Annotated in this window: 27 protein-coding genes; 16 read left to right on the plus strand and 11 right to left on the minus strand. The window is 65.3% G+C overall.

Annotated elements, in window-relative coordinates; genetic code table 11:
* Nucleotides 1-4: 4 nt before the first annotated feature.
* Nucleotides 5-1,279 (minus strand): helix-turn-helix domain-containing protein, encoded by a 1,275-nt coding sequence (locus ACWEH3_RS14075; protein WP_450017966.1) that lies wholly within the window; start codon nucleotides 1,277-1,279, stop codon nucleotides 5-7.
* A gap of 319 nt (nucleotides 1,280-1,598) precedes the next feature.
* Here ACWEH3_RS14075 and ACWEH3_RS14080 point away from each other — a divergent pair, with 319 nt between their 5' ends.
* From ACWEH3_RS14080 to ACWEH3_RS14105, 6 genes are all read left to right on the plus strand, one after another.
* Nucleotides 1,599-2,000 (plus strand): DNA-directed RNA polymerase subunit beta, encoded by a 402-nt coding sequence (locus ACWEH3_RS14080; RefSeq protein WP_450017964.1) that lies wholly within the window; start codon nucleotides 1,599-1,601, stop codon nucleotides 1,998-2,000.
* A 255-nt stretch (nucleotides 2,001-2,255) separates the two neighbouring features.
* On the plus strand, nucleotides 2,256-2,465 hold the full coding sequence (locus ACWEH3_RS14085) for a hypothetical protein (protein ID WP_450017962.1): 210 nt from the start codon (nucleotides 2,256-2,258) through the stop codon (nucleotides 2,463-2,465).
* Between the two features lie 70 nt (nucleotides 2,466-2,535).
* Entirely contained in the window at nucleotides 2,536-3,063 is a 528-nt protein-coding gene (locus tag ACWEH3_RS14090; protein WP_450017960.1) for a hypothetical protein, read from the plus strand.
* A gap of 72 nt (nucleotides 3,064-3,135) precedes the next feature.
* On the plus strand, nucleotides 3,136-4,230 hold the full coding sequence (locus ACWEH3_RS14095) for a hypothetical protein (RefSeq protein ID WP_450017958.1): 1,095 nt from the start codon (nucleotides 3,136-3,138) through the stop codon (nucleotides 4,228-4,230).
* A gap of 170 nt (nucleotides 4,231-4,400) precedes the next feature.
* The gene (locus ACWEH3_RS14100; RefSeq protein ID WP_450017956.1) at nucleotides 4,401-4,904 is read left to right on the plus strand and encodes a hypothetical protein; all 504 of its coding nucleotides are present in this window, start codon (nucleotides 4,401-4,403) and stop codon (nucleotides 4,902-4,904) included.
* 379 nt (nucleotides 4,905-5,283) lie between these two features.
* A complete protein-coding gene (locus ACWEH3_RS14105; protein WP_379249945.1) occupies nucleotides 5,284-5,739 on the plus strand; it encodes a deaminase in 456 nt (151 codons plus the stop codon).
* A gap of 4 nt (nucleotides 5,740-5,743) precedes the next feature.
* On the opposite strand, the gene ACWEH3_RS14110 is transcribed toward ACWEH3_RS14105, so the two are convergent.
* The 4 genes from ACWEH3_RS14110 to ACWEH3_RS14125 all read right to left on the minus strand — a co-directional run bounded on the left by ACWEH3_RS14110 (nucleotide 5,744) and on the right by ACWEH3_RS14125 (nucleotide 9,438).
* Nucleotides 5,744-6,688, minus strand: coding sequence for an antibiotic biosynthesis monooxygenase (locus tag ACWEH3_RS14110; protein ID WP_450017953.1), 945 nt, complete (start codon nucleotides 6,686-6,688; stop codon nucleotides 5,744-5,746).
* Nucleotides 6,689-6,693: 5 nt separating this feature from the next.
* Entirely contained in the window at nucleotides 6,694-8,100 is a 1,407-nt protein-coding gene (locus ACWEH3_RS14115) for an amidohydrolase family protein (RefSeq protein WP_450017951.1), read from the minus strand.
* 52 nt (nucleotides 8,101-8,152) lie between these two features.
* Nucleotides 8,153-9,082, minus strand: coding sequence for a carboxymuconolactone decarboxylase family protein (locus ACWEH3_RS14120; RefSeq protein WP_450017949.1), 930 nt, complete (start codon nucleotides 9,080-9,082; stop codon nucleotides 8,153-8,155).
* Nucleotides 9,083-9,150: 68 nt separating this feature from the next.
* Nucleotides 9,151-9,438: a DUF6191 domain-containing protein gene (locus ACWEH3_RS14125; RefSeq protein WP_450017947.1), complete on the minus strand. Its 288-nt coding sequence runs from the start codon at nucleotides 9,436-9,438 to the stop codon at nucleotides 9,151-9,153.
* A gap of 171 nt (nucleotides 9,439-9,609) precedes the next feature.
* Between ACWEH3_RS14125 and ACWEH3_RS14130 the strand changes: the two genes are divergently transcribed.
* Nucleotides 9,610-9,810, plus strand: a complete 201-nt coding sequence (locus tag ACWEH3_RS14130; protein ID WP_450017945.1) for a hypothetical protein — start codon at nucleotides 9,610-9,612, stop codon at nucleotides 9,808-9,810.
* Between the two features lie 186 nt (nucleotides 9,811-9,996).
* Nucleotides 9,997-10,272 carry a hypothetical protein gene (locus tag ACWEH3_RS14135; RefSeq protein WP_452358327.1) on the plus strand — a complete coding sequence of 92 codons (276 nt, stop codon included), beginning with the start codon at nucleotides 9,997-9,999 and terminating at the stop codon, nucleotides 10,270-10,272.
* 57 nt (nucleotides 10,273-10,329) lie between these two features.
* Here ACWEH3_RS14135 and ACWEH3_RS14140 read toward each other — a convergent pair whose 3' ends face one another.
* Nucleotides 10,330-12,624, minus strand: a complete 2,295-nt coding sequence (locus ACWEH3_RS14140) for an MMPL family transporter (RefSeq protein WP_450017943.1) — start codon at nucleotides 12,622-12,624, stop codon at nucleotides 10,330-10,332.
* A gap of 203 nt (nucleotides 12,625-12,827) precedes the next feature.
* Between ACWEH3_RS14140 and ACWEH3_RS14145 the strand changes: the two genes are divergently transcribed.
* The 6 genes from ACWEH3_RS14145 to ACWEH3_RS14170 all read left to right on the plus strand — a co-directional run bounded on the left by ACWEH3_RS14145 (nucleotide 12,828) and on the right by ACWEH3_RS14170 (nucleotide 19,886).
* Entirely contained in the window at nucleotides 12,828-13,421 is a 594-nt protein-coding gene (locus ACWEH3_RS14145) for a TetR/AcrR family transcriptional regulator (protein ID WP_355073012.1), read from the plus strand.
* A 35-nt stretch (nucleotides 13,422-13,456) separates the two neighbouring features.
* Nucleotides 13,457-13,960: an RrF2 family transcriptional regulator gene (locus ACWEH3_RS14150; protein ID WP_450017940.1), complete on the plus strand. Its 504-nt coding sequence runs from the start codon at nucleotides 13,457-13,459 to the stop codon at nucleotides 13,958-13,960.
* Between the two features lie 87 nt (nucleotides 13,961-14,047).
* Nucleotides 14,048-15,781, plus strand: coding sequence for an ABC transporter ATP-binding protein (locus ACWEH3_RS14155; protein ID WP_450017938.1), 1,734 nt, complete (start codon nucleotides 14,048-14,050; stop codon nucleotides 15,779-15,781).
* Nucleotides 15,778-17,682, plus strand: coding sequence for an ABC transporter ATP-binding protein (locus tag ACWEH3_RS14160; protein ID WP_450017936.1), 1,905 nt, complete (start codon nucleotides 15,778-15,780; stop codon nucleotides 17,680-17,682). Before ACWEH3_RS14155 ends, ACWEH3_RS14160 begins: the two co-directional genes overlap by 4 nt.
* A gap of 160 nt (nucleotides 17,683-17,842) precedes the next feature.
* On the plus strand, nucleotides 17,843-19,084 hold the full coding sequence (tgt, locus tag ACWEH3_RS14165; protein ID WP_450017934.1) for a tRNA guanosine(34) transglycosylase Tgt: 1,242 nt from the start codon (nucleotides 17,843-17,845) through the stop codon (nucleotides 19,082-19,084).
* Nucleotides 19,085-19,358: 274 nt separating this feature from the next.
* A complete protein-coding gene (locus ACWEH3_RS14170; RefSeq protein ID WP_450017932.1) occupies nucleotides 19,359-19,886 on the plus strand; it encodes a CAP family protein in 528 nt (175 codons plus the stop codon).
* Nucleotides 19,887-19,981: 95 nt separating this feature from the next.
* Here ACWEH3_RS14170 and ACWEH3_RS14175 read toward each other — a convergent pair whose 3' ends face one another.
* Nucleotides 19,982-20,761 (minus strand): queuosine precursor transporter, encoded by a 780-nt coding sequence (locus ACWEH3_RS14175; RefSeq protein WP_450017930.1) that lies wholly within the window; start codon nucleotides 20,759-20,761, stop codon nucleotides 19,982-19,984.
* Between the two features lie 29 nt (nucleotides 20,762-20,790).
* Between ACWEH3_RS14175 and ACWEH3_RS14180 the strand changes: the two genes are divergently transcribed.
* On the plus strand, nucleotides 20,791-21,309 hold the full coding sequence (locus ACWEH3_RS14180) for a DUF4190 domain-containing protein (protein WP_450017928.1): 519 nt from the start codon (nucleotides 20,791-20,793) through the stop codon (nucleotides 21,307-21,309).
* Between the two features lie 76 nt (nucleotides 21,310-21,385).
* Here ACWEH3_RS14180 and ACWEH3_RS14185 read toward each other — a convergent pair whose 3' ends face one another.
* From ACWEH3_RS14185 to ACWEH3_RS14195, 3 genes are read right to left on the minus strand one after another with little or no spacing between them, the layout of a single operon-like run.
* Nucleotides 21,386-22,099, minus strand: coding sequence for an RDD family protein (locus ACWEH3_RS14185; protein ID WP_450017926.1), 714 nt, complete (start codon nucleotides 22,097-22,099; stop codon nucleotides 21,386-21,388).
* Nucleotides 22,100-22,145: 46 nt separating this feature from the next.
* Nucleotides 22,146-23,063, minus strand: a complete 918-nt coding sequence (gene gluQRS, locus ACWEH3_RS14190) for a tRNA glutamyl-Q(34) synthetase GluQRS (protein WP_450017924.1) — start codon at nucleotides 23,061-23,063, stop codon at nucleotides 22,146-22,148.
* A gap of 56 nt (nucleotides 23,064-23,119) precedes the next feature.
* Nucleotides 23,120-23,602 (minus strand): DUF309 domain-containing protein, encoded by a 483-nt coding sequence (locus tag ACWEH3_RS14195; RefSeq protein WP_450017922.1) that lies wholly within the window; start codon nucleotides 23,600-23,602, stop codon nucleotides 23,120-23,122.
* 423 nt (nucleotides 23,603-24,025) lie between these two features.
* Here ACWEH3_RS14195 and ACWEH3_RS14200 point away from each other — a divergent pair, with 423 nt between their 5' ends.
* Complete coding sequence (locus ACWEH3_RS14200; RefSeq protein WP_356963395.1) at nucleotides 24,026-24,235, plus strand: DUF397 domain-containing protein; 210 nt, start codon at nucleotides 24,026-24,028, stop codon at nucleotides 24,233-24,235.
* Nucleotides 24,236-24,331: 96 nt separating this feature from the next.
* Here the strand turns inward: ACWEH3_RS14200 and qcrB are convergent, their stop codons facing one another.
* The gene (qcrB, locus tag ACWEH3_RS14205; RefSeq protein WP_450017920.1) at nucleotides 24,332-25,972 is read right to left on the minus strand and encodes a cytochrome bc1 complex cytochrome b subunit; all 1,641 of its coding nucleotides are present in this window, start codon (nucleotides 25,970-25,972) and stop codon (nucleotides 24,332-24,334) included.
* Nucleotides 25,973-26,104: the final 132 nt, after the last annotated feature.

The raw sequence follows: 26,104 nt of genomic DNA on the forward strand, positions 1-26,104 counted from the left end.
TGTCCTACCTCTTGTTTGCTGCTAGATACTCGGCTGCCTGCTCGTCAGTCTCGCGGAGACCGGGAATGGACTGGCCGCGGTACGGTGCCAGCGTTGAGCGTATGTCGCGGGCCACGTTCCGGGTGCGCCCGGAATGCACCCCGCCCATCGCGTCGAGCGCGGAACGCCAGGTGGCGCAAGCCTGCTCGATTTCGCCGCTGCGGGCCTGCACCGTGCCGAGGTAGCCAAGAGTCACCGCATGGGTTCGTGTGAACGCGGTGGCCTTGCGCTTGCGGACGCTGAGCTGGAATTGGTCAGCGGCCCCGGTGAGGTTGCCCGCGTCCCGCAGTGCGCACGCAGTTTCGTGGGCGAGACTCGCTTCGGAGAAAAAGAACACCCGCGTGGGTTCGGGATCGGAGTCGTCGGCTGCCGCGAGATCCTGCTCGGCCTGGAGGAGAGCTTTCGCTGACTCGCCGGACCGACCAGCCGCGCTCAATGCTTTCGCGTGCACAACCTTCAGTAGTGCGCGCTCGCGGGGGCAGGCCGTCCGGTAGCGGGTGCCGCTGACGGATGCTTCGGCCAACTGTAGGCCCTGCTCGGGGTGTCCTAGGTCGACGGCCTGGTGGGCCATGGCGCGCATCACGTGCCCGGTCAGCGGAGCGTCTTCCGCCTCGGCGGCGAGCTGGGTCGATGTGGCGAAATAGCGTTGTGCGGCTGCATGCTCGTCGTTATCGAAAGCCATCCACCCGACGAGATAGGCCATCTCCGCCGCTGCGGAGAACATTTGGCGACGCACGGTCTCGCTGGCGAAGGACCCCTTCAGGTAGCCGGTTACCTCGTTGGTCAGATATTGGACGACGGCTGTTCGCCCATGTCCGCCACCGAGCCGCTGATCTATCTGCGAGAAGAGGAGCATCACGTCTCGTACAGCGGCTACATCGGCTTCCTCCACGTGGCGAACTCGGGATTCCTTGCACGCGAGGGCGGCCGCGTTATCGAGCCAGCCGGGCAGCAGGACGGATGCGCTGAGTGCTGTGGAGTATCCGACACGTAGGAAAGAGCGCCGTTCCACGTCAGCCTTTCCGAGGTTGAGCAAGCTCGCTACCGGGTCTTGGATGCGCCCGAAATGCTTCTCGTAACAAGCTATGACATCGGGCGTCGGTGTGCGTTCTCCGGTCTCGTAGTAGGCAAGCACCGACTTGCTGTAGTGGATCCGAGCAGACAGTGAGGCCAGGGACACTCCAGCGGCTTCGCGGGCCGCCCGGAGCTGCGCACCGACGATAGCGGCGTGACCGTCCATACCGCCGAATCTAGCCGGTCACGGACCCGCGTGTAGCTAGTTGTGGATGCGCTGTGGACGCCGATCCGCGTTCTTCGATGCATGTTCCGTGGTCATCTGAATATGCGTCCGGCAGGAGTACGGAACCGCGAGCCCCTTACCGCAGTCCGCTCCTTTCCCGGGTACCGATCAGGGGGTTGCCGGGGCCGGGCGCGCCAATTCCGACGAGTGTGAGCAGGGGAGCAGGATGCGCCGGGAAGCGTTCGGGGACACACCGATGTCTCGATGCCACTACTACCGGAACGTGTGCGATATACCAGCGAGAGTTGACCCTCCGCATGTGGGCCGGATCGTGGCCCGCTGCGGCTCGGTGTGGGCGATCACCATGCCCGCCGTATTGGGGCACGACGTGAAAGTCTGGATGCAGAACCAGGGTTACAAGTTGGGTCCAATCCTGTCGCACCCACGGTCGCAACGTTGGACGTTCATCATTCGGCCGGATGTGCCGGATGATGTGCCGTTGTTCGCTGAGATGTTCCGTTTCAACGTGGCCATCGTGCGCGACGGCGGAACGATCGGGTTGCCGAGTCCAGCCGATCGTGGGACCGCGTTTCGTGCGTGGATTGTGCGCCCCGACAGCCACGTTCGCCCTTCGGGGTGGTTGATAGTGCAGGCGATACGGGACATTGCGGCGGCAAAGCGGGCCTATCGTCGGCGGGCACTGGCTTATGCCGGACAGTGACGAGCCCGAGCATCCCGGGCTGCAACTTCTTCAGGGCGGCAAGCCGCGCAGGTTCGATATCGAGGCAGCGTTAGCGCGGTTGCATGCCCGGTTGGCTTCGCACAGCAATCCGACCTTGCCGTTGATGAGCCGCGACGCTGCGGACAAGGCACTGGACGCGAACGGGGGTTGCGACCCGTTGCAGTGTTCGACTCGGGTCGCGGCGGTAATCGTGATTCGCGATGACTACCGGTGGTTTCGGGATAGGGGCATGTGATGACTTCGCCGCTGCCGAATGATCCGGACGTGCATCTGTCGGTGTTCCTGCACGGAGCCCGGTTCGACTTCGCGGCCTGCCTCACCGCCGCTGTGCTGTTCGTGCAAGAGCATGGGAATCGGCACTACGTCGACGCCGTGAACGTGCTGGCTGATAGTGCTGAGGGCTGGCCCAGATTGCCGTGTGAACGGCTATATGTGGAGCGATGATGTTCCCTTGCCCGGTGGCCGTGCGCGCGCGACACTGACCTGTTCGGACCATGACGAGAAGGAGCTAGGTGTGGGGAACGACGAGCAATTGACTATGGATCTGGGGGTGCCTGTCGAGCAGACAGCGTGGGGCAAGTGGGTCGATCCCGACCGCCGCAAGGCGCAGGCCCAAAAGTTCATGGACCATGCTGGCATAAGCGGTCTCCCTTCGGAGCCGTGGCCGGAAGACTCGCCGGAGGTCAAACGGCTTGACCCCATTGTCGCCGAACTGTTCCCGACCAGGGCTGCCGCTGCGGCGTCACCCGATGACGCCGACATGATTGACGCGTTCGTTTGTTTCATCGGCGGGTGCTTCGAAAGATTCGCAGGGGCTAGATTCATCGATGAAGAATGGTTCGGCCGCGAATATTCGTTTTACGACGACGTGAATCCCGCATTAGAGATGGACACGGGCGGCGAAGAAGACGTCGAGACCATATGGGGATTAATCGGACGCATGACCGAATATAGCCCCGAGGAGCACGAGGGGATGTTCTCCAAAATGGCTGCCGCCATTCGCGAGTATGCGTCGCTTCACGAGGAATTTCGCAGTCGCTGAGCTGCCTTAATTGCGTCCTAATGGCTACGGTCAAGAATCTATCGATATTGATTGACGCTTCGGGGGGGTCGGTTGGACGAATACGAAAGAGACCGAGAGAACTACAAGCCTCACGAGCGTGGAAGGATCTTCGAGAACGGTATCGAGGCGTACTTCAAGGACCGCGAGCGTGGATATCTCCCCAGTTCCCGTATATACAAGACCCCGGAAGGTCGGATTCAGTTCGACCACGTCAGAGAGAAGCAAGGCAAAACTTTCTCCATCGAGGATAAATCCGGCAGAATCGAAGGACCCAAAGACGAAAAGCAGCTCAAGGCATTGCGGGTCCTTCTTGAGACAGGCGTCGTGCAGGAACATACGCTTCGGTCAGTAGAAGGCGAGACGGTATCGAAAGACTGTCAGGTACTTATCAACGGTTTGAAGCGAGACTTCCGCGACAGATTCACCCACCTAGAAATCTCGCGCGCTGAAGCCCGGACAATTTGGGCGTTGGGCGTGGATTTGGAGCTAAGTAAACAGCTTGCACCGCCACAGCAGGGTAAGCAGCTTGAGCTACCAGGCGTAGCGGAGAAGGCGCGAGAGCAGAAAGCGCAGGAGCTACAAAAGCGGCGGGACAAAATTGCGGAGCTGGTGCGGGCACGGGGGCGAGACAAGAAGTTCCGGAATATGCTGCGATTTCGCGACGGTGCTACACGCGGCCGGGCCGATGCACCACAGCGGGTCGAGCGCGAGCGACAAGCGCACGAACTAGACAAGTTAGCCAGGCGGGCACGCGAAACACCGGGTGCACGGGTTGAACGGGCGGCTGCCGAACGGGTAGCGCAGGAATTCCCAATGCCCAACCTGTACCAGGGACGCGAAGCTGTTGACACTGGGCAACAGTCGGCGCGAGAAAGGGCGGAGGCTGCCAGCGTCGAGCGCGTGGCAGCCGAGAAGGATCGAGAGGCCGCGTTCAAGGCATGCGAGGCGGCGGAGAAGGAGCGCGCGGAAGAACTGGCGCGGTTGCAGGCGCGGGGGATCCCGCCGGAGGTGGTACAGCTTCTAGGACTCGGTCAGGCGCAACCGCCGTCGGCGGCGGTGAAGGAACCTCCGGGCACGTCGCCGCAGGTGCAGCGTGGTTACTGGCACAGCCAAGAACGCAGCCGGGGAATCGAGCGCGGCCGGTGAATCGTCTGCGCCAGATCCGCGCCCTGGACACCAACTTCCTTCGACATATTGGCCGTTAGAACGGGCGTCTGCGGTCGAGGCGCGATGCGCGCGGAGTCCATGGTGTTGATCGGGCGGCAACCATCGACATCTTGCCCGCGATCGCGGGTGGATGCGAGTAGTTTCCTCACATGATCGTGGCGTCGTTTGTCCTCTCCATCATCGGCATCTGTGTGGCTGGCGCTAGTGCCTCCTTTACGTGGCGGAATATGCGGGTGTCCGAGCGGAACGAAGCGATCAACCGGGACCGTCGTCGAGATGAGCTAAAACCTGAGTGGGACGAGGGGCGGTCGGCAATCCTCACGCGTGACGGTTATGCGCGTGTGTATGAACTTGTCTTAGTCCTGAAGAAAGGTGACGTGCACTCCGTCACTGTCGAGATCGACCAAAGTTGGCCTGCGTTCGCGGTCAGCACTCCTGGCGTCCACCCGTCGAATCTCCAACGGGCGGAGTTCGGCCCGCTGACTGACGGCGATGAGGCTGCCTGGCGAGTGGAACTGGGGCCGATTGGTGAGCATCCAGCTTCGAGTATTCGACTCCGTTTGACATCGGTCGCGGGAGAGCACGCCTGGGCTCAGACCATGAAACTTGCTGAGCCAGTTCGAACGGTCCCGATCGCTTACCCCGACGAGTAGCCGCAGATGTTCCGATGTCGACGGAGCAGGCGACGCACATGGAAACCGTCAAGCCATCCTGTGACCTACACTCGTGTGTGCTCGTCTACGCCTCCTGAGCCGAAGAATGGAATCGACCCAGTGCAGCCGCCGAGCGGCTTGGAGTACTGCCAGGGTTCGCATGTACGGCGTTCCGCCCTGGCGGGGAGGTTGAACGCGACAAGAATTTGACAAGAAACCCCGGTCAAAGACGATCTTTGACCGGGGATGTGAGTGGAAGAGAAGACGGGTCTAGCTCGATACTTGCGAGATATGCCCTGATTGCGCCAGGGGGGTGACGTTCGCACAGGTGAGGGGCTTTTTCATCTTCCACAGGACGAGTCGAAGGAGATTGATTCCGGTGACCGAGCCCGACCATCATTACTGGATGAACCGGGCCATCGAACTCGCGCGCTTGTGCCCGGTGGCGGAGGGCGCGTTCTCGGTGGGTGCGGTGATCGTCGCCGATGGTGCGGAGATCGCCACCGGCTATTCGCGCGAGTCCGATCCCAAGGAGCACGCCGAGGAGGCCGCGCTCCGCAAGGTGGACCCGGCCGATCCCCGGCTGGCGCGTGCCACGATCTACAGCACGCTGGAGCCCTGCTCGGAGCGGGGGTCGAAGGATCGGCTGCCGTGTACGGACCGGATACTGCGGGCCGGTATTCCGGTCGTGGTGATCGCGTGGCGTGAGCCGTCGACATTCGTGGCGAACTGCGTGGGCGTGGAGAAACTGCGGCAGGCGGGTGTCACGGTGGTCGAGCTCGCCGATCTCGCCGAGGCGGCGATGTCGATGAACCGGCACCTCGACCTGTCCTGAGTCTTCAGTCGTAGTCCCAGTACTGCAGCCAGCGCACCGACGCGAACAGCAGCAGTGTCAGCGCGTAGAGGACGACGACCACCGCGGCCCCGACGGTGCTGATCCGCGGGCTCGCGCCGTCGACCGGGTCCAGCCATCGGCGGAACCGGCGCGCGACCGCGGGGGAGAGGAAATAGCTCATCACGCCCACGCTCACGATCTGGCTGAGCCACAACGCCAGCCACGGCTGCACGCCGAGCCGGTCGAGCACCGGACCGAGGAATCGGGACAGCACCATCACCGTCGGATACAACACCAGCAACACCAGCATGGCGGTCTTCCAGGTCGGCGTCATCCTGGTCTCGCCGTCGACCGTGCGGACGGTCGATCCGAACGGCGTGGTGTGCGCGTCCACGGTGAAGTCCTCGGTCAGCTTCGAACGCAATTCCGGTAGCGCGGCGGCGCGTTCGTCCGAGCTCAGCCATTCCGTCAACTGCCGTTGTGTCCGGAATCGGAGCACCGAGAACCAGCGGCCGCCGTCCGCCGGGAAAAGGGCGGCGCCTTCGAATCCCGGAAATCTCGAACTCGCCGCGACGAGCTGCGCCTCGGTCGCCTCGAATTCGAATTCCTTGTCGTGTGCGACACTGTGCCGGAACACGCAGACCCCCGGCGGCGATTCTCCCTCGAGCATGATCAGATCGGCGCTCTTGCAATGGAAGCCGCGCGCTTCACCGTCGGCGACAGTGGCTGCCCGTTCGGCCGAGTCCAGGAATTCGTGCAGCAATGACTCGGATCGGAATGTGACGCTGAATCCCGGTTCGAGCATCGGGCTCGCGGTCACCGCGACGGAGGAATGCGTGAACCCGGGCATCGCGCGGGCGATTTCGGTCAGCCGCGCCAGCCAGTCCCGGAAGGCCGCGTCGTTCGCCGGTCGGTGAAAGACCGTTACGACGGTCGCCGCGGCATTCATCGGGGCTACACGACGTCGACGCGACGGCCCCGCACGTAGACCTCGGTGATCGCGGGCTCTCGGATACCCATCAGCAAGGCGAACAGTGTCTGATCCCGGGCCAATACGGGGTCGTCGGAGCGAACGCCGTATGCCAGCGTGCTTTCCAGCGCTGGAACACGCGCCGGTTCCACCACGATGAAATCGGCTTCCTTACCGACGTCGAAATTCCCGAAGCGGTTCTCCATATCCAAGGCACGTGCACCGGCCAGCGTGCCGGTGAACAGCATTTCCGCGGGATGCATCGACACGCCCTGGTCGCCCGGCTCGGAGATGTGCACTTTGAACGCGGCGGAAAGTACCTGTGGGATAAGCCATTCGTCGCCACCGCCGTAATCGGTGCCCGCGGCCACCGTGACGCCGGAGGCGAGCGTCCGCTTCCACGGCATCGTGCCGGAACCGAGGAACTGCTGCGACACCGGGCAGTGCGCGACCGACGTGCCGGTTTCGGCCATCCGCCGCAGTTCGTCATCCTGGCAGTGCACGCAGTGGGCGAGAATGGTGCGCTTGCCGAGCATGCTCTTGCCGCCCACCGCCGACCCGGGCAGGAACTTCCCGTCGTAGGTGTCCAGATAGGTCGCCACGTCGTACGCCTGCTTGGTGGCGTCGACTTCGCCGGTGCCGGGGCGGTTGTTCTCGTTGAGGTGACTGTGGAAATAGACGCCGCGTTCGCGTACCGAATCATAGAGGTCGCCCAGGTTTTTCAGCGTCGCGCGAGTGACCGCCAGCGAGAATCGCGGGACGACCGCCACGTGCAGCAGCGCCGTGTCCACGTCACCGGTGTCGGCGGCATGCCATTTGTCGATCTCTTCGCTCGTCAATCGGATGGCGTCGTCTTCGGTGGTGATCAGCGGCGCCGCCGCATCCGTTCCGGTCGTTTGGATTCCCCGGCCGGCGACAATCCGCAGTCCACGCCGCCGGGTCTCGGTGAACAGGGCGTCCTGCGCGTGCGGGAACGCCGAGCCGAAGACCATCGCCGCCGTGGTCCCCGCTGCGATGCGCCGTGCGCAGAACTCGGTGGCCGCCGATTGCGCGAATTCTGGATCGGCATAACGGGATTCTGCGGGGTACATACATAATTCGAGCCACTCCAGCAGTTGGCCGCCGCCGTAGGCGTCTCCCGCGAAGGTCTGTGGGAAGTGGATATGCGTGTCGACGAATCCGGGAAGCAGGAATCCTGGACGGTGATCGAACACTTCTCCGGCGCGGTGCTCGGCCGGGATATCGGAGCGCGGTCCGCAGAATACTATCCGGCCGCTTTCCCCGATTATCAGAGCACCGTCCGGCAGGTCGGCCAACGCGTGGGCCGCATCGCCGACGGCGGGACTTCCGGCGATGTGGAAAATGTGCCCCAAGTGGACTTGGCTCACCATTCGAGGAAAACACACATCGATCCGGCATGCGAGCGGATCGGGCGAAATGCGGTCAGACGCCGCGCGAGAACAATGTCACCGGAGGCGGCATACGGTAGCCGGCCAGTTTGATGAATCGGGCGCTCACGCCGCGCTGCGCGTCCTCCAGCGGGCCCGCTCCGACCGTGTTCATCATCCGGTTGATCACGTTGAAGCAGGTGCCGACCCAGACGGCCTCGTCGAACGCTTCCCGGGAAACACCCGCCAGCCGGACCAGCGCGGCGTCCTCGGCGGTCAACCCGCCCGGGTCACGAGCCATCTTCGCGAGGAAGGCCAGCATTGCGCGCGCCTCGGGACGCAGCGGGGAGTCCGCGTCGTCGGCCAAGGCGCGGGTCACCACGTCGGCGTCGATGTAGGCGCCCGCGATCGCCTCGTGCGAGGTGGCGCAGAACGGGCACTCGTTGGCCTGCGAGGTATGCGTCGCGAAGATCTCCCGTTCGGCGACGGTCCAGTACGACGGTCCGCGCATGATGTCCTGGATCAACTCCGACAGCGGCGACCCGAAGAACCTGTGCCGGTAGAACAACACTTTCAGCACGGCGGGAACCTCCACGCCGCTGAACCGCCGCATGGTCCACAACACGAGTTTGGTCGGCCGGTCGTGACCGGAACGCACTGCCTCCAGCCACATCTCAGTGCCCCTCCCAAGCCAGGTGCGCGGCGCGCAGGCGCCGGTCGGCCGCGCCGTAGGCCGCGACCGCGGTCGCTCGAAGATCTCGTCGTCGGTGTGCCCGGCCGCTTTGAGCGCCGTGATCACCTGCTCGGTGACCCGATAGGAGCGGTCGGCCACCAGGTCTGCGAACGCGGCGAGCTCAGCAGGAACGTCCTGGCCGGAGTCGGCTGTCCCGGCGGCTCCGGCTCTCAGCGCCCGGCGGACCCGGCTCGACAGCCGCCCCGGGGCGGACTCGAGATGCTCGCCGAACAGCTGCCATTTCTCACTCATCGAGCCGCGCATGGGCCTCATTCTGTCCGACGACGGTCACCTTCGCTGAGAATCGCGGGCGCGCAGCGCTACTCGTTACCGTCCCTGCGCAATACGACCGTGCGACCGGCCAGGTCGACACCGATCAGCGGCGGTGCCCCCTGGTCCTGCTCGTCGCGCAACATCGACACCGATTCGCGATGGTCGAGTTCCATGCGCTTGGTCGAGTAGAACAGCGCGGTGAATTCGTCGGTGAACGTGCCGGAGATCGGTGTGCGGCGGCGCCTGCGGCGTTTGTTCACGGTCAGCTCGTAGACGGCCACCAGCACGAGCAGGATCACCCAGCCTGGAATCGTCCACTGGAACAGCGCCGCCATGCCATCGAAGCTACCAGCCGACAGTCCCGGCGAACCTGAGTGAAAATTGTCCTTTTCATGACGGGTAACCGCCGCGATCGCGGGTATACGCCCGATACGCAAGTGCGGGGAAGGACGCGATGCCAGATGCGCCGTCGGACAATCCGCGCGGGAACGATGCGCGAGAGAAACATGAGAATCGGAAGTGTAATCGTCTTGATCTGGTTGCTGATCGGCGTGGTCGCCGCAGCACAACGGCACTATTTCGACAGCGGGCCGGTCAACTGCGCCGGTTTCGGCACCGTCGCCGTCACGGTGATCGCTGGACCGCTCAACTACATGGGCGTCAACCCGAAGATCGCGGACTGCAATGTCCCGCAACCGAGCCCGTAGTTCGATCGAGTAACCGCGGACGGCCGGGTGAGTATGCCGCCCGGCCGTCCGCTTTTCACCTGCGCGGGCCGTGAACCAAATATTTGCTACGGCGCGATTCAATCCGCACTACCTCGGACTGATTGGGTAACTGTCGGTGTGGCCGGGTATCCCCCCTCGACGGGGAGCACGGAAGGAACCGAGGAGATGCGTGATTACGGACGTCGTGAGCGTGATTACGAACGTCGTGCGCGTGCCGGACGCGGCCCGGGCATAGGCTCCCGGGTGCTCGGGTTCCTGCTGCTGGCCTGGCTGGCGATCGGCCTGCTCGCGGCCGGTCAGCGGCACCATTTCGACAGCGGGCCCCCGTTGAACTGCGCCGGTTGGGGCACGATCGGTCTCACCGCCCTCGCGGGCCCGCTGAACTATGTCGGCGTCGATCCGAAGGTCGGCGACTGCGAACTGCCGCAACCGAGCCGGTGAAGCGCACTCGGCCCCGCATCCGAAGTTCGGATGCGGGGCCGAGCCATGGCCTTCGGATCAGCTGACGCCGACCGGCACCTTCGCCGTCTCGGCGGAACGCCGCTGCAGCTCACGCAGCTTCGTGCCCTCGACGTCGATATCGGGCAGGATGCGGTCGAGCCACTTCGGCATCCACCACGACCACTTGCCCATCAGCACCAGCAGCGACGGAATCAGCACCATGCGGACGACGAACGCGTCCAGCAGCACGCCGACCGCCAGGGCGAAACCGAACGACTTCGCGGTCACGTCGGTCTCCAGCAGGAACGAGCCGAACACCGAGATCATGATGATCGCCGCCGAGGTCACCACGCGCGCGCCGTGGTGGTAGCCGGCGACCACCGCGTCCTTGGCCGACCTGCCGTGCACGAACTCCTCGCGCATCCGGGTCACCAGGAAGACCTGGTAGTCCATCGCGAGGCCGAACACCAAGCCGATCAGCATGATCGGCATGAAGCTGATCAGCGGATGCGGGTCCTCGATCAGGCCGAGCTTGCCCTCCTGGAAGATCAGCACGGTCGCGCCGAAGGTCGCGGCCATCGACAGGAGGAACCCGAGCGCCGCCGTGAGCGGCACCAGGATCGACCGGAACACCAGGATCAGCAGGACGAACGCCGCGCCCGCCACGATCGCCAGGTAGGGCACGATCTTGCTGAGCAGCACGTGGTCCACGTCGGCGTAGATCGCCGTGGTGCCGGTGATGCCGTACTCGATGCCGTACTCGGCCTTCAGCTGGCCCTCGGCCTGCCTGGCGTCGCGCACCAGATCCTTGGTGGCCTGGTTGTTGGGCCCGGACTTGGGCACGCCGTTCAGCAGCGCGCCCTGCTGGTCCTGGCTCCACTGCGGCTCGGTCACGTAGTCCATGTCGGGGTAGGACGCGAGCTTGTCGCGCAGCGCCTTCACCGCGGCGTCCCGGTTCTCGGCGGGGACGGCGCTCAGGTCGGCGGCCACGTTCAGCACGCCGTTGCTGCCCTCGCCGAAGCCTTCGGTCCGCAGCTCGTAGGCCTTCCGGATGGTGGAGGTCTTCGGCATGCTGTCCTCGCCGGGCAGGCCCAGGTTCAAGCCGGCCGCGGGGGCGGCGAGCGCGCCGAGCACCACGACGCTCAGGATCAGCGCGACCCACGGCGCGCGGCCGAGCAGGCGGCCGAAACGCATGCCGTTGGTGACCGAGTTCTCGTCCTCGGGATCGTGCTGGGCGACCACCGGCAGCTTCGGCTTGAACAGGAACCGGCCGAACGCGCCGAGCAGCGCGGGCATCAGCGTGATCGCCGTGAGCACCGCGAAACCGGCGGCGATGGCCCCGCCCAGACCCATGAACGTCATGAACTGGACACCGACGATGCTCAGGCCCGCCAGCGCGATGATGACGGTCAGACCGGCGAACACGACGGCGGAACCGGCCGTACCGAGCGCGGTGCCCGCGGCCTCTTCCGGCGAATCCTGCACCGCGAGTTCGTGCTTGTACCTGGACACGATGAACAGCGCGTAGTCGATGGACAGCGCGATGCCGATCATCGAGGCGAGGAAGGTGGTGAAGCTGGGGATCTCGATCACCGAGGTGCCGAGCATGATCAGCGAGGTGGCCGCGCCGAGGCCGATGATCGCGGTGACGATCGGCACGAACGCCGCGACGATGGCGCCGAACGCCACGACCATCACGACCAGCGCGACGGCCATGCCGATCATCTCGGACTTGCCGCTCGGCGCTTCCTGCTTCTGCGCGATCGAGCCGCTCATCTCGACCGTCAGCCCGGCGTTGCGCGCGTCGGCGGCGACTTCGTAGGCCGCTTCGCGCTGGGCGTCGGTCACGTCGGTGACCTTCGCGATCGTGAAGGGGACATTGATCACAGCCACGGTCGCGGGCGCGGTCTTGCTGAGCACGTTCAGCGGGGCGGCGCTGCACTGCGCGGGATCGGGATTGCTCAGGCAGCCCATCTTCTCGGTCGCCTCGACCGGGTTGGTGATGGGTTTGCCGTGGTCGACGATGTCGAGCCGGCCGAGTTTGGCGATGAACGCGTCCAGCGCCGCACGGTTCGCCGGATCGGTCAGCGTCTGGCCCTCCGGCGCGGCGGCGACGTAGGTGCCGGTGACCGCGTCGAACTTGTACGCGGCGGAGGCGCCGGGGAAGTGTTTGTCGAGGATTTCGTTGGCACGCTCCGAGGGCAGGTTGGGCATGCTGAAGTCGTTGCTCATCGGCTTGCTGAGCTGCGCGCCCAGGCCACCGAGGAGCACGAACAAGACGAGCCAGACGGGAAGCACTATCCATTTCCGGCGGAAGGCGAACTTCCCCCATCTGTACAGGTAAACGGACACGACTGGTTACTCCTAGCGATGACTGGGATCGTGCTGGTTCTGCGTGTAGACAGCACTCGCGGAGGTGCCCTGCCTGCCTCCGCCTCCACTGACGCTTTCTGCCTACCGTGCGGTAGGTAGACTACCCAGGAGCTAAGCGGAGGTACAACCTCAATTTTACGGGTGATCTTCGCTCGATGCGAAGGTGATGAGAGGATCGTCGAATGGCCGTGCGTGACGCACCCGGCGCTGTCGCCGCAGGTGGAAGCACTAAAATCGCGATTCGGGACGCCGCGGTGAAGCTGTTCGGAGCCAAAGGATTCGAGCAGACGAGCCTGCGCGAGGTCGCGGATGCGGTAGGAATCACAAAGGCGTCGCTCTACTATCACTACGCCTCGAAGCTCGATCTGCTATTGGCGATCATCGATCCGATCGTCGATCTCATGCGTTCGGTGGTGGACGACCTCGACCGGGTGCCGCACGACGCCGAAGGCATCCGCCAGGTGCTGCGGACGTATCTGCGCGGTCTGATCCATCACCGTGACGCTGGGGCGCTGGTCGTGCGCGACACGGTCGCGATCATCAACGCCATGGCCGACCGCTACCCCGATCTGATGAACACCAGCAAGGCGCTGCGCGAGTGGCTGGCCGGACCGGACGCAACCGAGGAGGCGCACCTGCGCGCCTGCGCCGCGCTCGAGGTGATCGGTGTTGCGCTGGTGTCCAAGGAACTCGTGCCTGGTGCGGACGACTCGCTGGTGGAATCGTCACTGCTGGACGCCGCGACCTGTGTGCTCGCGGGCGGCGGCGCCGCGTAGATTCGAGCCATCCCCCGACGCCAGGAGTCGCTGCTGTGCACATCACCGCGAAGGTCGATTACGCGGTGCGAACGCTGCTCGAGATCGCCAGTGCGCCGCGGCTGGACCAGTCGGCGGTCGGACTCGGCGCACCCCTTGTGCAGGCCGCGCCGGTGGTCAAGGCCGAGGCGATCGCCACCGCCCAGCGGATTCCGCCCAAGGTGCTCGAGTCCGTGCTCGGCGAACTGCGCCGCGCGGAACTCGTGATCAGCAGGCGCGGCCCGGACGGCGGCTACTGGCTGGCCAGGCCGGCCGCCGACATCTCCATCGCCGACGTGATTCGCGCGATCGAGGGCCCGCTCGCGTCGGTGCGCGGCGCGCGGCCGGAGGACGTCCGCTATGCCGGTGCGGCCGAGCCGTTGCAGCGGGTGTGGATCGCGCTGCGGGTCAACATTCGCGCGGTGCTGGAGAACGTCACCATCGCCGATATCGCGAGCAACCGGCTGCCCGGATCCGTCGAAACGCTCACCGAAGACCCAGGCGCCTGGGCGCGCCGCTAGCCCCGCAGACCCCGACGGGAGTGCATTCATGCAGGTCAGAAATCTTCACGGCGTATCGCGCCGACAGCCGGTAGCCTGCGATTCATCATGCTGATCCAACTGCTCCGCACGCATCTGTACCCCTACCGCAGCCAGCTCGCGGGGGTCGTTGCGCTTCAGCTGATTTCCGTGATCGCGATGCTGTATCTGCCGAGCCTCAACGCGGACCTGATCGACAACGGCGTCACCAAAGGTGATCTCGGCTACATCTGGAGCACCGGCTTGTGGATGCTCGCGGTCACGGGCGTGCAGATCGTCGCGTCGGCCGCTTCGGTCTATCTCGGCGCGCAGGCGGCCATGGGCGCGGGCCGCGATCTGCGCGGCGCGCTGCTGCACCGCGTCGGCACATTCTCCGCGCGCGAAGTGGGCATGTTCGGCGCGCCCTCGCTGATCACCCGCAACACCAACGACATTCAGCAGGTTCAGCTGCTCATCGTGATGTCGGCGACCATCCTGGTGATGGCGCCGATCATGTGCGTCGGCGGCATCATCATGGCGTTGCGCGAGGATCTCGGCCTGTCCTGGCTGCTGCTGATCGCGGTGCCCGCGCTCGGCCTGTCCATGGCCGTGCTGATCTCCAAGATGGTGCCCGGCTTCCGCGACATGCAGGCCAGGATCGATGAGGTGAATCGGGTACTGCGCGAGCAGATCACCGGTATTCGCGTGGTGCGGGCCTTCGTCCGGGAGCGGCAGGAGACCTGGCGGTTCGGCCTGGCCAACACCGAACTCACCGACACCGCGCTGCGGGTCGGCCGGTTGATGGCGCTGATGTTCCCCACGGTCATGCTGATCAGCAACGTCACCGCGGTCGCGGTGATCTGGTTCGGCGGGCGCGCGATCGACGCCGGGCACATGCAGATCGGTTCGCTCACCGCGATGCTGTCCTACATCATGCAGATCCTGATGGCCGTGATGATGGCCTCGTTCCTGGCCATGATGGCGCCCCGCGCCGCGGTGTCGGCCGACCGGATCGGTGAAGTGCTCGACACCGAGTCCTCGGTGCACCCGCCGGGCCTGCCGCAGCCGTTCACCGACGACCCGGCTGTGGTGGATTTCCGGTTCGCCGAGTTCGCCTTCCCCGGCGCGGAGAAGCCGGTGCTGAAAGCTATCCGATTCGAGGTGCGCCCCGGCACCACCACCGCGATCGTCGGGTCCACCGGCGCGGGGAAGACCACGCTGATCAACCTCATACCCCGGCTGATGGATGTCACCGACGGCGCGGTCTATATCGGTGGCACCGACGTGCGCCACATCGACCTGGAGGTGTTGCGCTCGCAGATCGGCCTGGTGCCGCAGAAGGCGTACCTCTTCTCCGGCACGGTCGCGAGCAACCTGCGCTACGGCAATCCGCACGCCACCGACGAGGAGCTGTGGCGCGCGCTGGAGATCGCGCAGGCCGCCGACTTCGTCCGCGAGATGCCGGAGGGTCTGCAGACGCCCGTCGCGCAGGGCGGCACCACCGTTTCCGGAGGCCAGCGTCAACGGTTGGCCATCGCCCGAGCGCTGGTGAAGAAGCCCAGGGTGTATCTGTTCGACGACTCGTTCTCCGCGCTGGACGTGGCGACCGACGCCAGGCTGCGGGAGGCGCTGAAGCCGGAGACCGCGGACGCCTCGGTTGTCATCGTCGCGCAGCGCATCGCGACCATCCGGGACGCGGATCAGATCGTGGTGCTCGAAGACGGCGCGATAGCGGGCATCGGCACGCACGAGCAGCTCCTGCGGGCGTGCTCGGAGTACCGGGAGATCGTCGAGTCGCAACTGAGTGCCGAGGAGGCGCGATGAGACCCGGAATGCCCACGCCCGGTGCGCCGGGCACCAAGGCGAAATCCTTCGTGCCCTCGCTGAAACGACTGCTGCGCAGGCTCGCGCCGGAGCGGTTACAGGTCGCGCTGATCGTCGCGCTCGTCATCGTCTCGGTGGTGCTGAACACCATCGGCCCGTACATCCTCGGCAAGGCGACCAACCTGGTGTTCGACGGCGTGGTCGGCAAACAGCTGCCGCCCGGTGTGTCCAAGGACCAGGCGATCGAAGCCCTGCGAGCCAAGGGCGACAACACTTTCGCCGACATGCTCAGCGCCATGAACGTGGTGCCAGGGGTGGGGGTCGACTTCGGCGCGGTCGGGCGGGTCCTCGCCGTGGTGCTGGCGCTGTACATCGGTGCGGCCGTCTTCGGGTGGTTGCAGGGGTACCTGCTCAATATCGTGATCAACCGGACCGTGAAGCGGCTGCGCAGCGAGGTCGAGGACAAGATCCATCGACTTCCGTTGCGCTACTTCGACTCCGCGCCGCGCGGTGACGTGCTCAGCCGGGTGACCAACGACGTCGACAACGTCTCGCAGAGCCTGCAACAGACCATGAGCCAGCTGCTCATCTCGGTGTTCTCGGTGCTCGGCATCCTGGTCATGATGTTCTGGATCTCCTGGCAGCTCGCGGTGATCGCCTTGCTCACCGTGCCCGCCGCCATCGTGGTCACCGCGCAGATCGCGAAACGGTCCAAGCCGCACTTCGTCGACCAGTGGAAGTACACCGGCCTGGTCAACGCCCAGGTCGAGGAGGCGTACACCGGGCACGAGGTGGTCACCGCGTTCGGCCGCAACCGCGAGGTGGGCAAGGCATTCGATGAGCGCAACGAGCAGCTGTATCAGGCGAGCTTCAAAGCGCAATTCATCTCGGGCCTGATCATGCCCGCGATCATGTTCCTGGGGAACGTGAACTTCGTGCTGGTCGCGCTCGTCGGCGGGTTGAAGGTGGCCACGGGCAGCCTCTCGCTCGGCGAGGTACAGGCGTTCATCCAGTACTCCCGCCAGTTCAGCCAGCCGCTGACCCAGCTCGGTGCGATGGCCAACCTGCTGCAGTCCGGCGTCGCCTCGGCCGAGCGGATCTTCGAGATCCTGGACGCCGAGGAGCAGAGCCCGGACCCGGTGATGGCCGACGCGCGCCCGGTCGACCGCGGCCGGGTGGAGTTCGAGGCCGTCTCGTTCCGGTACGAACCGGACAAGCCGGTGATCGAGCGGCTGTCGCTGGTGGCGGAGCCCGGACACGTGGTCGCGATCGTCGGCCCCACCGGCGCGGGCAAGACCACGCTGGTGAACCTGCTCATGCGGTTCTATGAATTGGACGCCGGCACGATCACCATCGACGACGTCGACATCACCCAGATCACCCGCGACAACCTGCGCTCGCGCATCGGCATGGTGTTGCAGGACACCTGGCTGTTCAAGGGCACCATCCGGGAGAACATCGCCTACGGCAACCCGAACGCGAGCGAAGAGGAGATTCTCGCCGCGGCGCGCGCCGCCTATGTCGACCGCTTCGTGCACGCGCTGCCCGACGGCTACGACACGATCATCGACGAGGAGGGCTCCGGCGTCAGCGCCGGCGAGAAACAGCTGATCACCATCGCGCGCGCGTTCCTCGCCAAACCGTCCATCCTCATCCTGGACGAGGCGACCAGCTCGGTGGACACCCGCACCGAATTGCTCGTGCAGCACGCCACCGCCGCCCTGCGCCGGGACCGGACCAGTTTCGTCATCGCCCACCGCCTGTCCACCATCCGCGACGCCGACCTGATCGTCGTCATGGAAGCGGGCCGGATCGTGGAGCACGGCTCGCACGAACGCTTGCTCGACGAGCGCGGGGCGTACTACCGCCTGTACAACGCCCAGTTCGCGGGCGCTGTGTAGTCTGGCCGCGCCTCGGGGCCGAGACCGAGGCGGCACTGCGCGTGCACCAGGAGCAGACGAGCGAGTGTCGCGCCTCGGCGAATCCGACTGACCGGAGCCCAGGGCCGGGGGAGCGGTGGCCTGGTTCGGGCGGCGTCTGCCGAACTGCGAGGATAGCGGGGTGTCCGGTCCCGAATCCTTCTCCTTCACCGTCGGTACGCGCCTGGACGGGCGGCACGGCCGGTCCGGTCTGATCGCCACGCCGCACGGGCCGATCGCCACGCCCGCCTTCATCCCGGTGGGCACCAAGGCGACGGTCAAGGCGGTCCTGCCGGAGACCATGCGGGAACTCGGCGCCCAAGCGCTGCTGGCGAACGCCTACCACCTCTACTTGCAGCCGGGCGCCGACATCGTGGACGAGGCGGGCGGGCTCGGCGCGTTCATGAACTGGCCGGGGCCGACCTTCACCGACAGCGGCGGGTTCCAGGTGATGTCACTGGGCGTCGGGTTCAAGAAGGTGCTCGCGATGGAAGCGGTCGATGTACGCAGCGACGACGTGATCGCACCCGGCAAGGAGCGGCTGGCCACCGTGGACGACGACGGTGTCACGTTCCGCTCCCACCTCGACGGTTCGGTGCATCGCTTCACGCCCGAGGTGTCGATGAACATCCAGCACCAGCTCGGCGCCGACATCATGTTCGCGTTCGACGAACTCACCACGTTGCTGAACACCCGCGCCTATCAGGAGCGATCGGTGCAGCGCACCCACGAGTGGGCGCAGCGCTGCATCGATGAGCACGAGCGGCTTACCGCCGCGCGCACGCACCGTCCGTACCAAGCGCTGTTCGCCGTCATCCAAGGCGCGCAGTACGAGGACCTGCGCCGAAAGGCATGCCGCGGACTCGAGTCGATTCGCGGAAACGCGGGAACGGGATTCGACGGTTACGGCATCGGCGGCGCGCTGGAGAAGCACAATCTGGGCGCCATCGTCGGGTGGTGCTGCGACGAGTTGCCCGAGGACAAACCGCGCCACATGCTCGGCATCAGCGAGCCGGAGGACATCTTCACCGCCATCGAGAACGGCGCAGACACCTTCGACTGCGTGAACCCGTCCCGGGTCGCCCGCAACGCCGCGATCTACGTCGACACCGGCCGGTTCAACATCAACACCAGCCGCTTTCGTCGCGACTTCACCCCGATCGACGAGAGTTGCGACTGCTACACCTGCGCCAACTACACGTGCGCCTACCTCCATCACCTGTTCAAGGCCAAGGAGATGCTCGCCGCGACGCTGTGCACGATTCACAACGAGCGGTTCACGATTCGCCTGGTCGACCGGATCCGCGAGAGCATCGAGGGCGGGTACTTCGATGAGCACAAGGCGGAGACACTGGGCCGCTGGAGAGGTGAGGGGCTCCGGTAACAATCACCGAGGATCAACGAAGTTCGGCCTATCTCTGGGTCCTGCGTCACTACCGACAGCATCCTCGGCTGCGGTTACTCCGACATCCGTCCGATTTTCGGCGAGTACTACGGCGACCCACGCCGACCAAGTCGGCGCTGAGGCCCGTCGAAGCGGAGACGAGCGAATGCCTGCGGTATGCTCACCGCTCCCGAAACCTTCACTGCCCGTGTGGTTTCCGGTGGCTCTCTGATTCGTCTTCTATTGTGTCGTGCTCTTCCTCGAGGAGGTTGTCGTGCGTGTCGGAAGGTTGGTATCGGTCATTGCCGCGGTGATGGTCGCCGCGCTCGCCGCTGGCGGAGGCCCCGCCGCCGGACAGGGCGATTTCCCGCAGGCCGGGCTCACCGCGCACAACAAGTTCCGGGCCCGGCACGGTTCCCCGGCCATGACCCTGGACCAGAACCTGATCAATTCGGCCCAGAAATGCGCGCAGTACTACGTCGACAAGGGCGAGATCGATCACAGCTGCCCTTACAAGAACGGCGCCGGGGAGAACCTCTGGCTCTCAACGGGCGGCGTCGCCGACGCCTCGCGCAGTGTCGAGATGGCCACGCAGATGTGGTACGACGAGGTCAAGGACTACGACTACAACGATCCCGGATTCAGCATTCGAACTGGGCATTTCACGCAGGTGGTGTGGAAGGCCAGTACGCGACTCGGTATCGGGTTCGCCTCGGACCACAACAGCGTCGTCGTCGCGCTCTACAACCCACCCGGCAACGTGCAAGGACAGTTCCCTCAGAACGTGGTGCGCCCGCGCTGAGCACGGCACGCCGGCCTCGCCCATCTCGGCGAGGCCGGCGCCAGCCTGCTGGAGCGGATGGCGGAATCGCCCTCGGGGCGTTGCCGGGAATTTCGTCAGGTGCGCAGCGGATCCACTTCGGTCGGCGCGTAGCTCGGTTCGTGCTTCTTGAGCAACGCGATCACTCGGTAGGTGATCGGGAGCACGAACACCTCGCAGAGGGTCTTCCAGATGAAGCCGACGATCACATAGTTGATGAACTGCTGCCAGGTATCGATGCCGATGGCGCCCGCGGCGATCGAGCAGAAGATCAGCGTGTCGGCGAACTCGCCGACGATGGTCGATCCGATCAGCCTGGCCCACAGGTACTTTTCCTTCGTCCGCTCCTTGATCAGCACCAACGTCGCGGAATTCAACAGCTGGCCGACGAAGTACCCGGCCAGGCCCGCGATGACGAGCCGAGGCGTCGTCCCGAGGACGGTGCGGAACGCCTCTTGGTTGTCGTAGAAGCTCGCGGCGGGCAGCCGGATCGCGATGGCGAAGCACACGACCGTCAGCAGCAGGGCGGCGAAGCCGTAGTAGATGGCCCGCCGGGTGGCGCGGAAGCCGTACACCTCGCTCAGCACATCGCCGAGGATGTAGGCCAGCGGGAACAGGAAGAATGCGCCGTCGGTGGCGATCGGGAGGATTTGCAGCGGCCCCAGCGACACCGACCGGTCGCCGAAGAACTCCACCCCCTTGGTGGCGCAGATATTGGAAATGATCAGGGTTGCCGTGAAAAGGGCCACGATCGGTGCGTAGTACCCCCGCGCTACCTGGGCAAATGCCGCGTGGTCCGCGGGGCGTCCAGGCCCGCCGTGCTCTTGTGTGGTTTTCGACTCACTCACCCGCATCATCCAACCAGGTTGTGGAATACGCTGTAGCAATGACGAATCCCGGGGACTCCGACGAGTGGTGGAAGCAGTACGGTGGCCAAGGCGTGTCGCCGGAGTCCGGGGGACAGAATTCGGTCCCGCAATACCCGAGCCCGGAGCAGCAGCCGTCGGGCTACCCGTCGGCGCCGCAGTACCCGGTACAGCCGCCCTCGCAGCCGATGACGCCGCCTCCGCAGCCGCAGTACCCCTCCTACCAGCAGCCCGCGCAGCCGTACCCGCAGCCGCAATACGGCTACCAGGCTCCGTACCAGCCCTACGGAGTCCCGGCGCAGGGCACCAACGGCATGGCGATCGGTGCGCTGATCTCGTCGCTGGTCGGGTTCGTCACCTGCGGGCTCGGCTCGATCGTCGGCATCATCCTCGGCGTGATCGCGTTGAACCAGATCAAGCAGAACGGCCAGGAGGGCCGCGGTATGGCGCTCGCGGGCATCTGGATCGGCGTCGGCGCCATCGTGCTCGCCATCCTGTGGTTCGTCGTCGTGATCATCGCGGGGACGACCAGCTCGTAGCGGCGCGGGTGGCCGAAAGCAACAGGGGCGCACCCGATCGGGTGCGCCCCTGTGTGTTCGAGCCAACCGCAGCGGATCAGGCCTTCACGACCTGGGTGCCGCCGGCGAACTTGTCGTGCCAGCCCTGCTTGTTCGGGTCCTGCGAGATGGTGACCATGATGTAGATCGCCAAAACGAGCGAGACGAGGCCGCCGACGCACGGGATGATGTTGGCCGCGACGAAGATGTTGCGCTTCAGCGAGGTAGCCGGGTCGATCTTCGCGGCGCCGCCCGGAGCGAGCACCTTCAGACCGAGGATCTTCTTACCGAGCGTGGTGCCCTGCGAGGTCTCCATGCCGACGAAGTAGCCGAGCTGGACCAAGGTCCACACCACGCTGAGACCGATGGTCAGGCCCAGCGAGTTGTTGACCAGGGTGTACAGGATGATGTAGGGGATGTAGAGGATGAGCGCGTCGATGACGCGCGCGCCGATACGGGTGCCGAGGTCGCCCGGCTGACCGCCGTAGTTGTTGAAACCGGGCTGCTGCGGGTACTGGCCGAGCGGTTCCTGTCCGTACTGGGGCTGCTGTCCGTATTGCTGCTGCTGTCCGTACTGCGGCTGCTGGCCGTATTGCGGCTGCTGCTGCCCGTACTGAGGCTGTTGCCCGTATTGCGGCTGCTGCTGGCCGTACTGGGGCTGCTGCCCGTATTGCGGCTGCTGGCCGTACTGGTCGCCCCCCTGGGGGTACGGCTGGCCGTACGGCTGCCCGCCCTGCGGATACTGGTTGGGGTCGTACCCACCGCTTGTCATAGTTGTTTGTCCTCGTCGATTGATCAGTAGTTGGACGATGCGTACGTTACGGACATGGGCTGCTTCGCAACAACCCGTCCACGTCGAATACCGACGGTTCACGGGGTAGCCGCCGGGTGTCGAAACGCTCGAGTAGCTCGGACGACGATGTCGCGGTGAAGCCGAGCGAAGCGGCCAGTGCCGAGACTACTTCCTCCGGCGTGTTGCCGAGCGCCAATCGTTCGCGGAGTGTCACCGCCCCATCCCGTTTCGCCAGCCGCCGCCCCTCCGAATTGAGCACCAGCGGCACGTGGGCATAGTGCGGCACCGGCAGATCGAGCAGCATCGCGAGATATGCCTGTCGCGGGGTCGATGGCAGCAGGTCGTCGCCGCGAACCACTTGGTCGACGCCCTGCGCCGCGTCGTCCACCACGACGGCGAGGTTGTAGGCGGGGATGCCGTCACCGCGCCGCAGCACCACGTCGTCGACCGGGCCCCGGTAGCGACCGTGCAACTCGTCGTGCACCTCGAACTCGGTGGCCGTGGCGCGCAGGCGGAGTGCGGCCGGGCGGCCCCGCGCGCGCAACCGCTCGCGCTCCAAGGGAATCAGGGTGCGGCAAGTACCGGGATAGGCGCCCATCGGTCCGTGCGGCGCCGTCGCGGCTTTCTGTATTTCCCTTCGCGTGCAGAAGCATTCGTAGGTGAGCCCGGCGGCGGTGAGGCGTTCGATGGCCGCCGCGTACTGCGGCAACCGATCGGACTGTCGTACCACGGGCCCGTCCCAATCCACGCCGATCGCGGCGAGATCGTCGAGCTGCCGCTGCTCCGCACCGGGCCGCACTCGATCCAGGTCATCGATCCGGAGCAGGAAGCGGCGGCCGGTGGAACGAGCGAATGCCCATGCCAGCAGTGCGGTGCGGAGATTGCCCAGGTGCAGGTCCCCGGACGGGCTCGGCGCATACCGGCCCGCACCCGGCTCAGTCACGGGCTCGTCTGATGGACGATGAGAAGCGCACCTCGGCCATGGTAGGAGCGAGGCGATCAGCCGCGCAGACGCGGCCGCAGGTCGGCGTCCGCCGGTTCGCCGCCGGCTTCCAGCGTCGCGAGCAGAGCTTCGGCGTGGGCGACCAATCCCGGGAGGTCGATATCGTAGGGCACCTGCCCGCTCTCCGGTCGGTATGCCGTCATCCGCGACACCGCGCGGGCGAGCAGTGTACGCGCCCCTTTGGGATTTCCGCGCTGTATGTGCGTCAGACCGACAGCGAACTGCGCGAGCGCCTGCCACAGCATCCGCTCGGCGAACGATCCGTTCTTCCATGCGGCCTCTAAAACCTCGTGTGCATTGAATGCGAGTCCCTCGTCCAGCAGTTGCTGGGCGAAGGTCAAGGTTTGCTGGGGTGGAAGATCGAGATCGTCCGGAATTCGGGCAACTCCGGTACTGCCGGGAGGCAGCGGACGCCCGAGGCGGTCGCGCGGACGGGCATTACGGGCGCGACCTGCGTCGTCTCGCTCGCGTTCGACCATAGGTTCCATCATGCACGGCCGCTGTGCCGCCGTCGACGCGGCCCTCGGCCGGATGGGAATTGTCGGCCGATAACAGAGCAATCACATCCGTTAAAAACATTGTGGTACGCCGGTGTTTGGAATGAATACCTAGGATCGGCAATGTTCCCGCAACCCCGTTGCTTCGCAAACGTGTGTGGTTGCGATGATTGAATAGGCAAGAGCCGGGCAAACTTTCGAAAGACCTGCTAGTGTTACCGCGCGGGGACGGGCCCCGTGCGAGGTTAATTTCCTCTCGAACTCGATGTGCGATATCGACGCACCGGGAAAGTGGGCTCCGGCAAAGGGTGCACCACGGGATTCGGCTTTCCAGTCGGATACCGCTGCTAGCTGGAACGATGTCAGGAGAAATCTCGCTCTCGACGCAGCAAAGGAGCTAGTACCGTGGAGGTTGGTTGGACGGGCGCTGTATGGCGCAAGAGCACATACAGCGGCCCGGATGGAGCGTGTGTGGAAGTTGCTTTTCTCGTCGACGGCCGTGTCGCGGTTCGTGACACCAAAGCCAGTGGACGCGGTCCGGTCTTGGCGTTTGCGCCGGGTGAGTGGGATGCATTCCTAGTGGGGGTCTCGACGGGAGCGTTCCGGTGCGGATGAACTGTTCCGGAATCGCCTGAACAAGGCAAAGCGGGCCCCGGGTCGTATCGGACTCGGGGCCTTCGCGGTTTTCCGGGCGGGTCGGGTGCCGAATGCTCAGTGGGCGGAACCGTTTCCGTCGCCGTTCGCCCGTTCCTGAACCTTGCGCAGCACCGCGAGTTGCTTGCGTTCCTCTTCGTGCTCGATCTCGAAGTGCTTCGCGCTCTCGTCCCGCGGATCCGCGCGCAGGAAGCTGCCGGTGCCCGGCTTGCCCGCCGCGCCCAGCTTGCTCATCTTCTTCGGCACGGGCGCGCCCTGGTACTCCAGCGGAACCGGGTGGCCGTGCTTGTCCACCGGGCCGAGCGGCTGGTGCACCTCGATGTACTCGCCGTGCGGCAGGCGCACGAGCACGCCGGTCTCCACCCCGTGGTCGAGCACGGCCCGGTCGCTGCGCTGTATGCCGAGGCAAATGCGGTAGGCCAGGAAGTAGGCGATCGGGGGCACGAGCAGCAGGCCGATGCGTCCGGCCCAGGTCGTCGCGTTGAGCGAGATGTGGAACTTGTACGCGATGATGTCGTTGACGCACGACAGCGTGAGCACCGTATAGAACGCGATGGCCATCGCGCCGATGGCCGTGCGAACGGGCACGTCGCGGGGGCGTTGCAGCAGGTTGTGGTGCGCGCTGACATCGCCGGTGAGCCGCTTCTCGATCCACGGGTAGGCGATCAGCACCGTGAACACCAGACCCATGATCACGGCGACCCAGAAGACGGCGGGCACGGTGTAGCGGCCCAGGTACAGCTCCCACGGCGGCATCAATCGCGCCATGCCGTCGGTCCACATCATGTAGAAGTCCGGCTGCGAACCCGCCGACACCTGCGACGGGTTGTACGGACCCAGGTTCCAGATCGGGTTGATCTGGAACACGCCACCCATGATGCCAACGATGCCGAGGGTGAAGGCGAAGAACGCGCCCTGGTCGGCGGCGAACACCGGCACGATCCGCGCGCCCACCACATTGTTCTCCGTGCGGCCTGGCCCGGGGAACTGGGTGTGCTTCTGGTACCACACCAGCGCCACGTGCGCGGCGATCAACGCCAGGATGATGCCGGGGAACAGCAGCACGTGCGCGATGTAGAGCCGGGGAATGATGATCTCGCCGGGAAAGTCGCCGCCGAACATCAGCCAGTGCAGCCAGGTGCCGATGATCGGGATCGAGATCGTGATACCGGAGAACGCGGCCCGCAGGCCGGTGCCGGAGAGCAGGTCGTCGGGCAGCGAGTAACCGAAGAAGCCCTCGAACATCGCCAGGATCAGCAGCAGCGAGCCGAGCACCCAGTTCGCCTCACGCGGCTTGCGGAACGCGCCGGTGAAGAAGATACGGAACAGGTGCACGATGATCGAGGTCGCGAACAGCAGCGCTGCCCAGTGATGCACCTGCCGCACGAACAGGCCGCCACGAACCTCGAAGGACAGATTCAGCGCCGTCTCGTACGCCCGGGACATGGTCACGCCGCGCAGCGGCTGGTAGGCGCCGTTGTAGACCACCTCCGTCATGGACGGGTCGAAGAACAGTGTCAGGTAGACGCCCGACAGCAGCAGGATGATGAAGCTGTAGAGCGCGATCTCGCCGAGCAGGAACGACCAATGCGTCGGGAACACCTTGTTGATCGACCGCTTGACGAACGCGGCGGCCTTATATCGCTGGTCCGCCTCATCGGCTTGTTTGGCGATTCTGCGAGCTAGATCTATAGCCATGGCCGACACCCCGCCTGGGTGAGTGGTATCCGTTCCTACTACAGACGGTAGCAGAGCCGCGTGGCGGAATCGATGGGATTTTCCGGACGGAATTGTGGAACAAGATCATTCACATTGCTCCGGCCCGCCGGA

Source organism: Nocardia sp. NPDC004718, from assembly GCF_053601535.1.